Raw genomic sequence first — 14,339 nt, forward strand, 5'->3', positions numbered from 1 at the left:
GCCGCTCTCCGTCAGGACCCTGAACTTATCGCAGCTGTGTGCTGCGTCACAGTTGAATCCGGTTGTGAGAACCGAATCGGACCGAACCGTGTGAGCGGCCAGTACCGCCAGACAGCCGTTCCGATCACCAGATTGTCCGGCAGGGAGCCCCACAAGTGGGAATCAAGACTGGCATTGCGGTTGTCACCCATCACCCACAACGCTCCATCCGGCACGGTGACGCTCGGCATGGCGTAGTCGATCGCTTCATCCAGCCAGGGCTCGTTCACCACGCTGTTGTTGCGCAGAAGCTGTCCATCGCGGACCTCGAGCTGATCGCCTGGCAAACCCACAACCCGTTTGATCAGCGCGGCATTCGGGTCGTAGCCCGCCGCCACGAGCTGGGGGGGAACGGCGAAGACCACGATGCTGTTCAGGGGCAGCGCCTGGTGCGTGGCGCGATCGAACCGCGGCCTCAGCTTCTCCACCAGAATTCGATCTTGAAGCTGCAGTGTTGGCAGCATCGATCCCGATGGAATCCAACGGGGTTCCAGCACTTGCCATCGCAGCAGCAGTGCCAGAACAACCCACAGGAGTAGGGAGGTCCAGCCACTGCGGCGTGAGTCGGACTGATCGGGTTGGCTGGGCATCGAGGGTAAAAACCCAGGGGCAGACGCTGCACGAGGATCGCATCAGCGCCGCCGACCGGTCTGAGCCACGCCATCGCCAATCTCAGGGCCGCTGTCAGTCTCTTGGCCCATCTGCAGCAGCAGGGACTTCAGCAGGTTGTTCTCTGCCCTGGCAGCCGCTCCGCTCCTCTGGCCCTGGCGGCCGGTGGCTTGGCCAGGCGTGCTGGGCTGACGCTCGTGACCGCGATCGATGAGCGCTCAGCTGGTTTTCATGCCCTCGGGCTTGCCCTGGCGTCCGGTCGTGCCACAGCGGTGATCACCACCTCCGGCACAGCCGTCGCCAATCTGTTGCCTTCCGCCGTCGAGGCTGATCGTTCCTGCATTCCTCTGCTGCTGCTTACGGCCGATCGGCCGTCACGCCTGAAGGACTGCGGCGCCAACCAAACCGTGAATCAGGAGGATTTTCTCAGCTCTGTTTGCCGCGCGTTTCTGACCACCCCCGGCGATGGGCTGCATCTCCAGGACGATGCTCAGCTGCAGACCCTGGCAGCGACACTCTGGGAGAAGGCGATGGGATCGGCAGGGCCCGTGCACCTGAATGTGCCGTTCGAGGAACCACTCCATCCCAGTGGGGCTGAGCAGCAGGTGTTCTGGTCGGCATGGCAACCCCGCTCTGGCAGTGGTGAGGAGGCGCTCAGGCTGCAGACGCTTCCCACACCATGGGGTGGTCCAGTTCTGGATTGGTCGCATCCGGGCGTGGTGGTGGCGGGACCCTGGCGTGGTCAGGCGGCAGACCTCCCGGCCTACCAAGGGGCGTTGCAGGCGTTGGCCTTCACCACCGGCTGGCCTGTTCTGGTGGATCCTCTGGCCGCCGCACCCCGGGATCTACCGGGCATGATCCGCCACTGGGACCTGATGCTGCCGGCCGGTTTGCCCAAGCCGGAGGCATCGCTTCAGGTGCTGCGTCTTGGCCCTCTCCCGGCCAGCCGCCGGCTTGAAGCCTGGTTGCGCACGCTGGGGCCCGGCCAATGGCTCATCAGCGAAGGAGACGGCCGATGCCTCGACCCTCTTGGCCTGGCCAGCCAGTGCAGCCAGGGGCTCTCCAGCTGGTGGCACGGCGTCTCTCCCCAGCACGTGTGCTCTGAAGAACGTCCCAGCGCCTTGCTCAAGGCCTGGCGTGCTCTGGATGCGGCCGTGGAGCGTGCGCTTGCCCAGCAGTTGCCCCAAGTCGGCCCCGTCAGTGAACCGGCCTTGATGCGGTGTCTGCCTCAGCTGTTGCCTCCAGCGATGCCGGTGATGCTGGCTGCCAGCAGTCCCGTTCGGGACTGGCAGGCCTTTGCAGCTGCTGATACCGGCCATCGCCGTTGCTTCAGTTTCCGCGGATCCTCTGGCATCGATGGGACCCTCTCTCTGGCCGTTGGACTTGCACGGGATCTCGGCCCCCTGGCTCTGCTCACGGGCGATCTCGCACTCCTGCACGACAGCAATGGCTGGCTGCTGGCGGCGGCCTCAGCACCGCCCTTGCTGGTGCTGTTGATTGACAACGGCGGCGGCGGCATCTTCGGGCAGCTGCCGATTCCTGCCGGTTCGGCGGCTGAGTTCGACCATCTCTTCGCCATGCCTCAGGCAGTGGATCCGCTGGCGTTGGCCAGGGCCCATGGCGTGCCCTCCCGTCAGCTGGCCTGCCTCGAGGATCTTCCCCATGCCCTGGAGTGGGGACTGGACCAGAGGCGACCGGTGCTGCTGCGGGTCTGCACGGACCGAATTGCTGATGCAGCCTTGCGGCAGACGTTGCGGCGAGAGGTGGAGCAGGTGCTCCGCTGTGATCAAGGCAGTACAAAAGAACACTGATCCCCACCGTCTCCATGGCCGATCCGACCTCCAGATCCGTGCTTCCTGGTGATCCGGGAGTGGTGTGGCAGCCCTGGGGGGATTACAGCGATGTGTTGCTGCATCGAGCCCAGTCGGGCATTGCGCGGGTGGCCATCAATCGCCCGCACAAGCGCAACGCCTTCCGGCCTCGCACGGTGGTGGAACTCTGTGATGCCTTCACGCGCATCCGCGACGACAGCAGCATCGGTGTGGTGCTGTTCACCGGTGTCGGTCCTGCGGACGACGGTGGCTACGCCTTCTGCGCCGGCGGTGACCAGAGTGTGCGCGGTGATGGCGGCTATCTCGATGAGGACGGGCTGCCCAGGCTGAATGTGCTCGATCTGCAGCGGATCATCCGCAGCCTGCCCAAGGTGGTGATCGCCCTGGTGGCTGGGTATGCCATCGGTGGTGGACAGGTGCTGCATCTGCTCTGTGATCTCAGCCTTGCTGCAGAGAATGCCGTGTTCGGTCAAACCGGCCCGCGGGTCGGCAGCTTTGATGGCGGTTTCGGTGCGGGGTATCTGGCCCGGGTCGTGGGTCAGCGCAAGGCCAGGGAAATCTGGTTTCTCTGCCGTCGCTACGGAGCGGAGCAGGCCCTGCAGATGGGACTGGTCAATGCCATCGTTCCGCTGCACAAGCTTGAAGCCGAAGGCGTGCGTTGGGCTCAGGAGGTGCTGCAGCACAGCCCCACGGCGATCCGCTGCCTCAAGGCGTCCTTCAATGCTGAAACTGATGGCCTGGCGGGCATTCAGGAATTGGCGGGTCAGGCCACCCATCTCTTCTACCGAACGGAGGAGGGGCAGGAGGGGCGTAACGCTTTCCTTGAGAAGCGGGACCCTGATTTTTCAGCCTCCCCCTGGCTCCCCTAGCTAAAAAAGTTGCATCGTTCACTTCGTTTCGGCGCCGCGATGCTCCAGCGCATCCTTCCAGCAACCATCGGATTGCTTGCCCTGGCTGCGCTTCCGCCGCTGCCCTGGCTGCGGCCTGTGCATGCTGCGGATGTTCCCAAGGCTGAGGCGACTGAGGCTCCAACGCAACGGGAACCGGATCCGATTCCTCCGCTCGCGGCACCGGTCAGCGATGCCGTTTCGATGGCCCGTGTCCCAGCGGATCTCCTGCAGCGTGTGGGTCTGCAGCTCGTGCTTGATCGTCAGCACCGGCAGCTACTCGTGCTCCACGATGGTTTGCTCACGCGTCGGTTCCCTGCGGCCGTGGGCACGGTCGGCTGGGAAACCCCTTCCGGACGGTTCCGGGTGATGCAGATGGTGAAGGAGCCGGTGTGGACGCACCCTGTCAGCGGCGAATTGCTGGGCCCCGAGGTGGCTAACAATCCTTTGGGATCGCGATGGATTGGTTTTCATCGCGATTGCAAAGGCCGTAAAGGCTGGGATGGTGAGCAGTACCTCGATATTGATGGCTGCACAGTGGCGGGGTTTCACGGCACCCCTTACCGCTGGACGGTGGGACGTGCGGTATCCCATGGGTGTGTGCGTCTCTACGAGGAGAACGTTCAGGAGATCTTTGAGATGGTGCGGATCGGTACTCCAGTGACAGTGCTTCCCTGACTGAACTCAACCCAACTGATTGCGCTTAAAGTCGCGCCTCACAATCGGTTGAACTGACCATGCGCGTGCTCTTTGCTGCCGCTGAATGTGCACCGATGGTGAAGGTGGGCGGCATGGGCGATGTGGTCGGCTCACTTCCGCCCGCCCTGTCGGAGCTTGGTCACGATGTGCGTCTGATCTTGCCCGGCTACGGCAAGCTCTGGAGCTCTCTGGATATCCCTGCAGAACCGATCTGGCGGGCCCAGACCATGGGCACGGAATTTGCTGTCTTTGAGACACGACACCCTACAAATGGTTTGCCGCTCTACCTCGTGGGTCACCCTGTTTTCGATCCCGAGCGGATCTACGGCGGCGAAGACGAAGACTGGCGGTTCACCTTCTTTGCCAGCGCGACGGCGGAATTTGCCTGGAATGTTTGGAAGCCCCAGGTTCTTCACTGCCACGACTGGCACACCGGCATGATTCCGGTGTGGATGCATCAGGATCCTGAGATCAGCACGGTGTTCACGATCCACAACCTCAAGTACCAGGGTCCCTGGCGCTGGAAGCTGGATCGCATCACTTGGTGCCCCTGGTACATGCAGGGAGATCACACCATGGCGGCAGCACTGCTCTACGCCGACCGGGTGAACGCTGTGTCGCCCACCTACGCGCAGGAAATCCGCACCTCTGAATACGGCGAGAAGCTTGAGGGCCTGCTCAATTACATCTCCGGCAAGCTGCGCGGCATTCTCAACGGCATCGATCTCGAGGCCTGGAATCCTGCAACGGATAAGGCTTTGCCTGCGACCTTCAGCCCCTCCAATTTTGCTGGGAAAGCCACCTGCAAGCTTTTGCTGCAGGAACGGATGGGTCTGGCTGTGAACCCCGACACCTTCCTGCTGGGCATGGTGAGTCGTCTGGTGGATCAAAAGGGTGTGGATCTGCTGCTTCAGGTGGCCGACCGTCTTCTGGCCTACACCGACACGCAGATTGTCGTTTTGGGAACCGGGGATCGCGGACTCGAATCCGGCCTTTGGCAACTCGCTTCACGCCATCCAGGTCGCGTTGCGGTGTTCCTCACCTATGACGACGCCCTGTCTCGTTTGATCTACGCAGGCAGTGATGCCTTCCTGATGCCCAGCCGCTTCGAACCCTGCGGTATCAGCCAGCTCTATGCCATGCGCTACGGGAGCGTGCCTGTGGTGCGCAAAGTGGGTGGCTTGGTCGACACCGTTCCGCCCCACGATCCCCGCCACAAGACCGGGACGGGCTTCTGCTTTGACCGGTTCGAACCTGTGGATTTCTACACCGCTTTGGTTCGGGCCTGGGAGGCCTTCCGTCATCAGGAGAGTTGGACGGAGCTTCAGCGGCGGGGGATGGAGCAGGACTACAGCTGGGCCCGTTCAGCACTGGAGTACGACCTCATGTACCGCGACGTCTGCGGCCTCAAGGAGCCCAGTCCTGATGCCGCTGCGGTGGAGCAGTTCTCCCAGGGTCAGGAGGCCGATCCCTCCCGTCACGGTGCAGCCCCTCCGGCTCTCTCCTCCTCCGACGATGGCCCGATCGAGAACAGCGAGTCGTCCGGTTCTTCAAGGCCGGTACGCTCCAGCCGCAACCCTCTTGCCAGGCTGCTCGGTAAACAGCGACGCTGAGTGTGGATGGCTGATCCTCAGGCGGAACCCCAGGACAAACGTTCGCTTCCAGCTCCTTACCAGAGTCCTTGGGAGGCCTTGAGCCGTGATGTTCCCGCTGCATTCGCCGACCTCCGTCTTCGGTTTCAGGAACTCTGGCGGCGCAACCGTGAGGGAGATCTCTCCACCCCGGGGTTCTGGCCCCAGGATCTGGCACCGCTGTTCTGGCCGCTGCTTCTTGCCCTTGGCACCGCAGTGTTGCTTCTGGGTGTGATCCAACTCAGAGGAGCGCTCACGCCCGTGGCGGATCCAGAGCCACAAGGCGTCGAGCGCATCGTCACCACTCCGCTGCCCGAGGCCAGACCTCTGGCAGCGATTCCGGAGCCCGTGCCGTCTGAGCCTGTTGCTGCTGAACCTATTGCTGCTGAACCGGTGGCCGCCGAGCCGGAGCTCCCGCTGTTGCAGGTCACCCCCCTCCTGAAACTTCTCGCTGAGGTGGATCGTGATTCCGCTATGCCGGAGGGTCTGCTGCTCACGGCTCAACCGCTTCCGGAGCGCAATGGGGCTGTGCTGACGCTTGATGCGAAACAGTGGAGGGAACTGCCGCCGTCCCAACGCCTCAATCGCACGGAAGCCTGGTGGGAACAGCTTCAGGAGGAGGGTTACGACGATCTCACCCTGGAAGATACCGACCACCATCTGCTGGCACGGCCATCCCGCGTCGGGAACGGCATGATCATGTTCGATCCGCAGACAACACCGTGACGCTGCAGCTTTCCCAGCTGGTGCAGCTCTGGGGGCAGCCCCTCTGGGCAGGTGGTCCTCGACCAGACCTTTCCGAGGCCGTCGGACCGGTCTGCACCGATAGCCGGACCCTGGAGCCTGGGTCCTTCTTCATTCCGCTGCGAGGGGAACGTTTTGATGGGCATCGCTTTCTCGCGAATGCTGTGGAGAGGGGAGCCCAGGCCGCTTTCGTGGCCAGGGATTGTGCCCATGCTGTGCCCGACGGTTTGCTGCACTGGCGAGTGGAGGACACGCTTTTGGCCTATCAGCAGCTCGCCACCCTCCATCGCCGGCAGCTGAGCGCTGCCGTGGTGGCGGTGACCGGATCAGCCGGAAAGACCACCACCCGCGAATTGATCCGCTCAGCGTTGGCTCCCCTGGGCGATGTTCAAGCCAGCGACAGCAACAACAACAACGACATAGGCGTTCCCCTCACCCTTCTGGGTGCTCATCGCGAGCATGCGGCCGTGGTTGTGGAGATGGGAATGCGCGGAGCCGGTGAGATTGAGCGTCTTTCGCGCTGTGCTGAACCGCAGATTGCAGTGATCACGAACATCGGCACCGCTCATATCGGCCGGTTGGGGAGTCGGGCGGCCATCGCCTCAGCCAAATGCGAGATCACTGCGGCTTTATCGCCCCTCGGGATTGTGGTGATCCCAGCTGGTGATGCTCTTCTTGAGGATGCACTGTCGCGGTGCTGGACAGGACGCATTCTGCGTGTGGCTCTCGATGGGGATGAGCCTGAGAATGGCCCTGAGGTCAGTGGGCTGACCTCAGGAGACCTTCCTACCCCCGATCTTGTGGGTCATTTTCTGCCGGAGGATCAGTCGCTGGCATTCAACGGCCTGCGCTTTCACTGTCCTCTCGAGGGACGACACAATGCCCGCAACTTCATGTTGGCCCTGGCGGTCGCCCAAGAACTCAAGGTCTCTCTGCAAACCATTCAGGCCTTGGATGTGCAGGTGCCAGGAGGTCGGAACCGGCGACTGTCCTTTGGGGGAATCGCCCTGCTCGATGAGACCTACAACGCATCACCGGAAGCGGTGTTTGCCGCTTTGGAATTACTTGCTCATCAACCGGGACGTCGTTATGCGGTTTTAGGAACCATGCTGGAACTTGGCAGTCGCAGCGTTGATCTGCACCGGAGGGTGGCACAGAAGGCCGTCGATCTGCAGCTTGATGGATTGGTGGTCGTCGCGGGCGGTGAGGAAGGCGAAGCGATGGAGGTCGCTGCAGGCTCCCTCAGTCGTTTTGAACGGGTTGAGACCCCTGAACAGGCGGTCCTTCCTCTGGCGGGATGGCTGAAGCCTGGAGACACAGTGCTTCTCAAGGCCAGCCGTGGTGTGGAGCTGGAACGCCTGATTCCTTCCCTGGAGAACACACTGATCGGGTGATCAGGCGGCAACCAGGCTGGAGTGGCCTTCTTCGCAGCGGATCAGATCGATGGCGTTGGGATGGTCTTTGATGTACTTGATCATCTCCATGGCCAGCACTCGAGCCTCAAAGGCATCGCCGGCGTAGTAGCACCCTTCAATGCGATTGCTGTTGGCATCGCGGTAGCGCACAGTGTAACGCTTTCGGTCGTACATGAATCCAGAGGATTGATACCACCAACCTCACGCATGAATGGCCTTTTGCCATCATCGCGAAGTGAAGAGAATCTGGTGATTTGAATAAGTTTCTTGGGGGTTAATTCTTCCTTGATCTTTCCTTCTCAAGGGCGCAATTTGATGGTGATCCGCTGACCATTGCATCAGAACAATCCAGTTTCTTTCAGGAGTTCCAGCCCTCTTTCACCCATTGTTTGGCACGGCCCAGGGCGAGGGAACCATCAGGGACATCCTTGGTGATGGTGGAACCAGCACCGATCGTCACATCGTTGCCGATGGTGATAGGGGCGACCATGACGGAGTTGGCTCCGGTTTTGCTTCGGTCTCCAATCACGGTGCGGTGCTTGTTGACACCGTCGTAATTCGCCGTGATGGTGCCCGCACCCACATTCACATCAGCTCCAAGCTCAGCATCACCGATGTAACTCAGGTGATTCACCTTGCTGCCTGCGGCCAGGGTGCTCTTCTTCACTTCAACGAAGTTGCCGATGCGGCACCCTTCACCGATGTCAGCCGCCGGCCTGAGATGAGCAAAGGGACCAATGGCCACATCCCGGGCCACCTTGGCGCCGCGGACCACTGAATGCAGCACGCTCACATTTTCGGCCAGCTCGGAATCCTCCAGCAGGCTTCCAGGTCCGAGGCGGCAGTTGTCGCCAATGCTGCAAACACCACGCAGGTGGGTCTGGGGTTCGATCACAACGTCGCGTCCAAACCGGCATGACTCACTCAATGTGCAGCTGGATGGATCCACGAAGGTCACACCCTGATCCATCCAATGGTCGCGAAGACGCTGTTGGAGGAGGGTTTCGCACTGGGCCAGCTGACGACGGTTGTTGATTCCGTTCACTTCATCGGCGTCGGCCACCTCCACATGCATGGCGCGCTCCAGCATGGAGACGGTATCTGTGAGATACAGCTCACCCTGATCGTTGTCGGTGCTGAGGTTGGGCAGTACGGCCAGGAGCTTGTCCCAGTTGAAGCAGTAAATCCCAGCGTTGGTGAGGGAATTGCGTCGCTGCGCTTCATTGCAGTCACGATGTTCAACAATGGCGCTCACTCGCCCGTCGTCATCGGCGAAGACGCGGCCGTAACCGGTTGGATCCTCAAGGCGGGCGGTGAGCAGTGTCACGTCGGCACCGCTGTCGCGGTGCGTTTCCACCAGCTGCTCAATGGTTGCGGCCCGAAGCAAGGGAACGTCTCCATTGAGAACCAGCAATTCTCCGGTAAAGCTCTGGAGGGGAGCGATCAATTGCTGAACGGCATGGCCGGTTCCGTTCTGCGGTTGCTGGAGAACGAATTCCAGGCCTTCAACGTGATTCAGCTGCTCTTCCACGCGTTCGGCTTGATGCCCCACGATCAGGATTCGGCGTTCTGGTGCCAGCGTTCGCGCACTGGCCAGAACCCGTTCCACCAGCGTGGCTCCTGCCAGGGGCTGCAGCACCTTTGGCAGAACACTCTTCATTCGAGTGCCTTTTCCTGCGGCCAGAACGGCAACGGCGAGCATGGTCTGCAGAACGAACCCGAGGGAATCTACCGGGATCAGCGGGTGGGGTCCTGCCGCCAGCGCCGCTGCCAGGCGTTGGTCGCCTCGAGGTTGCAATGCTCCTGCTCCAAGCTCCGTCGCCGCAGGATCGCAGCGCTGTCGTCAGTGCTGAGGGGGTCACGGAAAGGCACGGCGGCGCGGGTGTGGAGGTGCTCTTCCTCCATGGTCGAGAGTGCTCTCCAGCCCGGTCCTGCACTGGCGATTGCCGCCTCAGGACGAACGGCCAGCGTGCCGCTGCTCCAGCCTGGTCGTTCACCGGGAGCTGGCAGGAGTGAGAACAGCTTCAGACCGCTCCGTTGCAGTGTGGCTCTCACCGCGGCGGAACGGCTGTAGGTCAGGAGTCTCCCCTGCGGTTTCAGGCGGTGCGCCAGAGCTCCCAGGAATTCCTCACTCCACAGTTCCGGACAGCGCTGGGGCGAGAAGGCGTCCAACAGAACCAGATCGAAGCGAACGTGCTCAGGAATCTCCTGGAGCATGGATCGGGCATCCCCCCAGAGCTGGATCCCCTGGCTGTTGGGCTCCTCCCATCCGTTGTGGTTGCGGATCGCTTCAAGCTTCGCCAGCACAGGGGTTGGCCAGAGGGATTGGAAACTCGCCTGGTCCAAGGCTTGTTCCAAGGGGCGGCGGTCCAACTCAAGTCCCCACCACTGCAGCTTCGGCCCAGCCGTTGGTAGGGCCTCCAGCACAGCGGCCGTGTTGTAGCCGAGCCCCAGGCAGACATCCAGGATCTTCAATTCAGAATCGGTGCTGAAGCGCTGCAGTTCAGCGGGTTGGACGAACTTCGCCCGGGCCTCATTCAGGGCACCCGCCGAGTTGTGAAAGGCCTCCCCGAAGTGATCGCTGAGCAGGCTGAAACTCCCGTCTGCAGTCGGGTAGGCGTGCAGCGCTCCGAGGTCAGGTTCGCAGTCGTGCAAGGTCATCCCAGAACGATGGGTAAGACACTGCTGCTGCTTCGCTTCGCTCGAGCGTGGAGTCACCACTTGCCAGCAGCGATGCCACCGCCAGGCTCATGGCCACGCGGTGATCCGTTTCACTGTCCAGGGCGGTCCCGCGCAGGGAACGGCCACCACGAATCACAAGCCCATCGGGGTGTTCATCGATGTCAGCGCCCATGGCTTTGAGTTGTCGGGCCATCACCGCCAGACGATCCGTTTCCTTTACCCGCAGCTCGGCGGCTCCGCTGATGTGGCTTTCGCCGTCGCAAAAACAGGCCGCCACCGTGAGGATCGGCACTTCATCCACCAGCCTCGGCATGATCTCTTCACCGAAGCGGAAGGGTTGCAGCGGTCCGTAGGTCACGTGCAGATCGCCGACGGGTTCTCCGGCGACATCACGGGGGTTGAGCACCTCGATCTTCGCGCCCATCTGCTCCAGCACATCCAGAACGCCCGTCCGAGTGGGATTCAACCCCACGTTTTCCACGGTGAGGTCAGCGCCGGGGACCAGGGCACCGGCCACCAGCCAGAAGGCTGCTGAACTGATGTCTCCAGGCACCACCACGTGCTGTCCTTTCAGTCGAGCTCCTGGTCGCACCATGATGTGGCGCCCCATTTCACCGCCCACGGTGAGATCGGCTCCAAATGCTTTCAGCATCCGTTCGCTGTGGTCGCGGGACGGCGCCGGCTCAATCACCGTGGTGGTTCCCTCGGCGGTGAGGGCTGCCAGCAGCAAGGCTGATTTCACCTGGGCACTGGCCACGGGCGTTCCCACCACAGCCCCCCGCAGCCGGCGCCCCTGCACCGCCAGAGGGGCATAGTTGCCATCGCCCCGACCCCGGACTTCGGCGCCGAGGATGGCCAGGGGATGACCGACACGCTGCATGGGGCGTCGACGCAGTGAGTCATCTCCAGTGAGGATGAAGTGTCGGTCGTGGCGGCCTGCAAGCAGCCCGAGCATCAGGCGCATGGTCGTGCCTGAATTGCCGCAGTCGAGCACGGTGTCCGGCTCCTGCAGTCCATCGAGTCCGACGCCCTGAACACGGATCAGGGCACCCTCGGCAATGGGGCTGATCTCTGCTCCCATTGCCCTCAGGCAGGCGGCGGTGCTGATTGGGTCTTCCGCAGGGAGAAGGCCCTCGATCGTTGTTTCCCCGTCGGCGATGGCTCCGAAGAGCAGGGCCCTGTGGGAGATCGACTTGTCTCCAGGGACACGTACACGCCCACTGAGTCCCCCTCCTGCCTTGAGATCACGAGGGGGCTTTGGCGCTGACGTCACTAGGTGGTGAGGTGGACTCTTTCGTTGATCCTATTGGCCCGCTTTGCCCAATTGATAAAAATATACTTGATATTACGTTTCAATTTTTTGATTGGATTGTTATCGATAAATCTGTGATTTTAACTGTCTATATATGATACGCTTTCACTATTTCAGTGATTGTTGTTTGATTGATGACTGTTAAATGATTGATGCGGTGAACAAGTTGTTGCTATTCATTATTCATCAGCGGAGTGAATTTGGTTACTTCTTAACCGGTTTTATTAGAAGTATATTAAACATATACTCATTATTCATAAGTTAGTGCCTTGGGACAAGAGGCGCTTGTCCAGCAGTAAAGTTGTGACTTTGCACTGGGCCCAAAACTTCACCCTCAGGAGTGAGACCTATTAATATTTAATTGGTTGTTTAAAGATCAATGTGCGAGCTGCCGGCAAGAAGTATTGGTCTTTTGTTTAAATGATAATCGTAAATGATTAATCCGGTAGTTGGCAGCACTAAAAGATTTTATTGTTTGTCACCAAAAAACCAATCTTTTATAATTATTATCAATAGATAATCTTTAAACTTGCTAAAGCTGAAATTATAAGCAAGGAAGCAGGAGCATGCTTAAAACTTATTAAAAGTTTCTCGATAAGTAATTGCAAAAGGCTGAAAGTTTCTATGCATAGGAAATCCAGGAGGCATTTGGTGATACGCGTGTGACATTGACAAAAGATTAGAAGTTAGAAAGTTAAAAGTGTGTAATTAAGCAATTATTGATAATATCAGGCATGTCCACATTTGCATTTTCCACCCTTCCATTTGGAACATTTTGATTTTTTGCACCCCTTTTTTCTGGAGTGATGTGTAATGGCTGCGAATTTTCTTTTTATTAGATCAACTCCTGTTAGGTCTTGAGCAGGGCCTAATGCACTCATCAAAAGCACCAATTAATTTTTAGATCAGGTTGAACTTTAGCCTATTCATTCTGCATATGCGCATCATTTGATACTTGACATAAGCTCAAACAGTACTCATGCTGAAGGAATAATTTTTTAAATAATGGTTGGTTTTCCTTCCTCATCCACTCCTGAAATTGCCACCCAAGGTCCTTCAGGTCGGGTGATTGCTGAATCAATGTCTCAGGAGCTTGTTGCTGCCATACAACAACACATCAATCTAGAGCTAGAAGCATCGATGACTTATTTGTCGATGTCGATTTGGTGTGCTGAAAGAGAACTCACTGGATTTCATAAGTTTTTTAGTGAAGAATCTGTCGAGGAGCGTGGTCATGCCATTCAGTTCTCTGACTACCTCATCGCGCGTGCACAATGTAATGACCTTCAACCTCTTCAAGCACCTTGCCAGATCTGGGCAAAATTAGAAGATCTTTTATACAACGCTTTTAGATTGGAGGCAGATACAACAAGCTCTATTCAACATTTGTATTCAATCTCCGATCGCGAGAATGATATTAGAACAACGGTTTTTCTAGATCCCATTTTGGAACGGCAAATTGCATCAGAGGATCAGTATGCCTACTTGTATGGAAGAACTAAATTTGCATGCAACGATCCGACGGCTTTGCTTGTTATTGATGGCGAGGTTCGTTCCGGTCAGACAAGTCGTTAAAATGTACAGACCTGGATAAGACCTCTAAAGTAAATTGAACCTCAGTGTTTGAAGTCTTTTTAGAGTTGCAAATAGTATTCTTTATGATTTCTGATATCAAGTGAAGCTCCTTGCTGAGTCTTTCGTTCAGCTTTGAGCTGATACTTCGACGAAGTCTCTCGCGGATTTTTTGATTCTTTTGAATAAGTCCATAAATGCTCATTGTTTTAACTTATGATTAAAATGTTAGAGGGCTAGTATTAACAAGCTGGGGTGAAAGCCGCATTTCTGAATCTCCCGACGCCGTCTCTAGCATTTTTCCATTTCTTAATTTCGACATCAAGCGAGTTGAAGTCACTCGTGTTGAGCCGATTAATTCTCCGATCCGTTCATGGGTCAGTCGGAAAGGCAGGTTGCACCATTCTCCGTAACGCTTTCCAAGTCGGTTCACCAGCAGGCTAAGTAATGCGTGAAGTCGTTGCTCGGCTTGGCCTAGATGGCGAATGCGGAGTAGCTGAAGTGTCCACTCGTTGACTGAGTCATAGCCATGTTCTGCCGTTTCTTCTGCTTTGGTTTCAAGTCGCAGGCTTGTTAGCGCTTCAACACATACTCCTTCACTGCAGAGGCAATCGGTGCGCAGTTGATCACCGTCTTGCAAGAAGGCAAGGGTCATTCCTTGGGTCTCTTCGCATGGGCAGTACACGCGTGCAATCCCTTCAAGAACGTTGAGTTTCAGGCACTCGGAGTGGTCGCGACTGTTGATCAACACAGTTTGACCAGGAGGGACCCGGATTGATCCGTTGGGTTCATCGGGGAGAAATCGGAAATCCACGCAGAACTCAATAGCTAATGAGAATCGTTAGCAATATAACCAGAAAGCGGGTTTTTGTAAACGATTCTCATTTGCGATAGCTTATTGAGAACTGCTGGTCTGT

Annotated in this window: 13 protein-coding genes; 7 read left to right on the forward strand and 6 right to left on the reverse strand. The window is 58.4% G+C overall.

The genetic code is table 11. The features are described 5' to 3' along the window. Positions 1-11: 11 nt before the first annotated feature. Positions 12-629 carry a signal peptidase I gene (gene lepB, locus ACLM45_RS01840; RefSeq protein WP_006041175.1) on the reverse strand — a complete coding sequence of 206 codons (618 nt, stop codon included), beginning with the start codon at positions 627-629 and terminating at the stop codon, positions 12-14. Between the two features lie 102 nt (positions 630-731). Here lepB and menD point away from each other — a divergent pair, with 102 nt between their 5' ends. The 6 genes from menD to ACLM45_RS01870 are packed head-to-tail and all read left to right on the forward strand — an operon-like array spanning position 732 to position 7,835. Further along, a complete protein-coding gene (gene menD / locus ACLM45_RS01845; protein WP_415410307.1) occupies positions 732-2,459 on the forward strand; it encodes a 2-succinyl-5-enolpyruvyl-6-hydroxy-3-cyclohexene-1-carboxylic-acid synthase in 1,728 nt (575 codons plus the stop codon). Between the two features lie 14 nt (positions 2,460-2,473). Further along, positions 2,474-3,349, forward strand: coding sequence for a 1,4-dihydroxy-2-naphthoyl-CoA synthase (gene menB / locus ACLM45_RS01850; RefSeq protein ID WP_006041177.1), 876 nt, complete (start codon positions 2,474-2,476; stop codon positions 3,347-3,349). A 39-nt stretch (positions 3,350-3,388) separates the two neighbouring features. Next, complete coding sequence (locus tag ACLM45_RS01855) at positions 3,389-4,045, forward strand: L,D-transpeptidase (RefSeq protein WP_415410308.1); 657 nt, start codon at positions 3,389-3,391, stop codon at positions 4,043-4,045. 59 nt (positions 4,046-4,104) lie between these two features. After that, positions 4,105-5,679 (forward strand): glycogen synthase GlgA, encoded by a 1,575-nt coding sequence (gene glgA / locus ACLM45_RS01860; RefSeq protein ID WP_415410309.1) that lies wholly within the window; start codon positions 4,105-4,107, stop codon positions 5,677-5,679. A gap of 6 nt (positions 5,680-5,685) precedes the next feature. Then, complete coding sequence (locus tag ACLM45_RS01865) at positions 5,686-6,423, forward strand: hypothetical protein (RefSeq protein ID WP_415410311.1); 738 nt, start codon at positions 5,686-5,688, stop codon at positions 6,421-6,423. Beyond that, positions 6,420-7,835: a UDP-N-acetylmuramoyl-tripeptide--D-alanyl-D-alanine ligase gene (locus tag ACLM45_RS01870; RefSeq protein WP_415410312.1), complete on the forward strand. Its 1,416-nt coding sequence runs from the start codon at positions 6,420-6,422 to the stop codon at positions 7,833-7,835. The genes ACLM45_RS01865 and ACLM45_RS01870 overlap by 4 nt, the downstream gene beginning before the upstream one ends. On the opposite strand, the gene ACLM45_RS01875 is transcribed toward ACLM45_RS01870, so the two are convergent. The 4 genes from ACLM45_RS01875 to aroA form a co-directional block, all read right to left on the reverse strand. Beyond that, complete coding sequence (locus ACLM45_RS01875) at positions 7,836-8,030, reverse strand: hypothetical protein (RefSeq protein WP_415410314.1); 195 nt, start codon at positions 8,028-8,030, stop codon at positions 7,836-7,838. A 184-nt stretch (positions 8,031-8,214) separates the two neighbouring features. Continuing rightward, complete coding sequence (glmU, locus tag ACLM45_RS01880; RefSeq protein ID WP_415411322.1) at positions 8,215-9,558, reverse strand: bifunctional UDP-N-acetylglucosamine diphosphorylase/glucosamine-1-phosphate N-acetyltransferase GlmU; 1,344 nt, start codon at positions 9,556-9,558, stop codon at positions 8,215-8,217. A 35-nt stretch (positions 9,559-9,593) separates the two neighbouring features. Beyond that, positions 9,594-10,517, reverse strand: coding sequence for a tRNA (5-methylaminomethyl-2-thiouridine)(34)-methyltransferase MnmD (locus tag ACLM45_RS01885; protein ID WP_415410315.1), 924 nt, complete (start codon positions 10,515-10,517; stop codon positions 9,594-9,596). After that, complete coding sequence (gene aroA / locus ACLM45_RS01890; RefSeq protein ID WP_415410316.1) at positions 10,492-11,811, reverse strand: 3-phosphoshikimate 1-carboxyvinyltransferase; 1,320 nt, start codon at positions 11,809-11,811, stop codon at positions 10,492-10,494. The genes ACLM45_RS01885 and aroA overlap by 26 nt, the downstream gene beginning before the upstream one ends. Before the next feature lie 1,044 nt (positions 11,812-12,855). On the opposite strand from aroA, the gene ACLM45_RS01895 reads away from it, so the two are divergent. After that, positions 12,856-13,425: a ferritin gene (locus ACLM45_RS01895; protein WP_415410317.1), complete on the forward strand. Its 570-nt coding sequence runs from the start codon at positions 12,856-12,858 to the stop codon at positions 13,423-13,425. A gap of 217 nt (positions 13,426-13,642) precedes the next feature. On the opposite strand, the gene ACLM45_RS01900 is transcribed toward ACLM45_RS01895, so the two are convergent. Further along, positions 13,643-14,236 carry a Crp/Fnr family transcriptional regulator gene (locus ACLM45_RS01900; protein WP_415410318.1) on the reverse strand — a complete coding sequence of 198 codons (594 nt, stop codon included), beginning with the start codon at positions 14,234-14,236 and terminating at the stop codon, positions 13,643-13,645. Positions 14,237-14,339 lie beyond the last annotated feature (103 nt).

It is taken from the genome of Synechococcus sp. A10-1-5-9 (assembly GCF_047716785.1).
In the GTDB taxonomy this organism is placed as follows: domain Bacteria; phylum Cyanobacteriota; class Cyanobacteriia; order PCC-6307; family Cyanobiaceae; genus Synechococcus_C.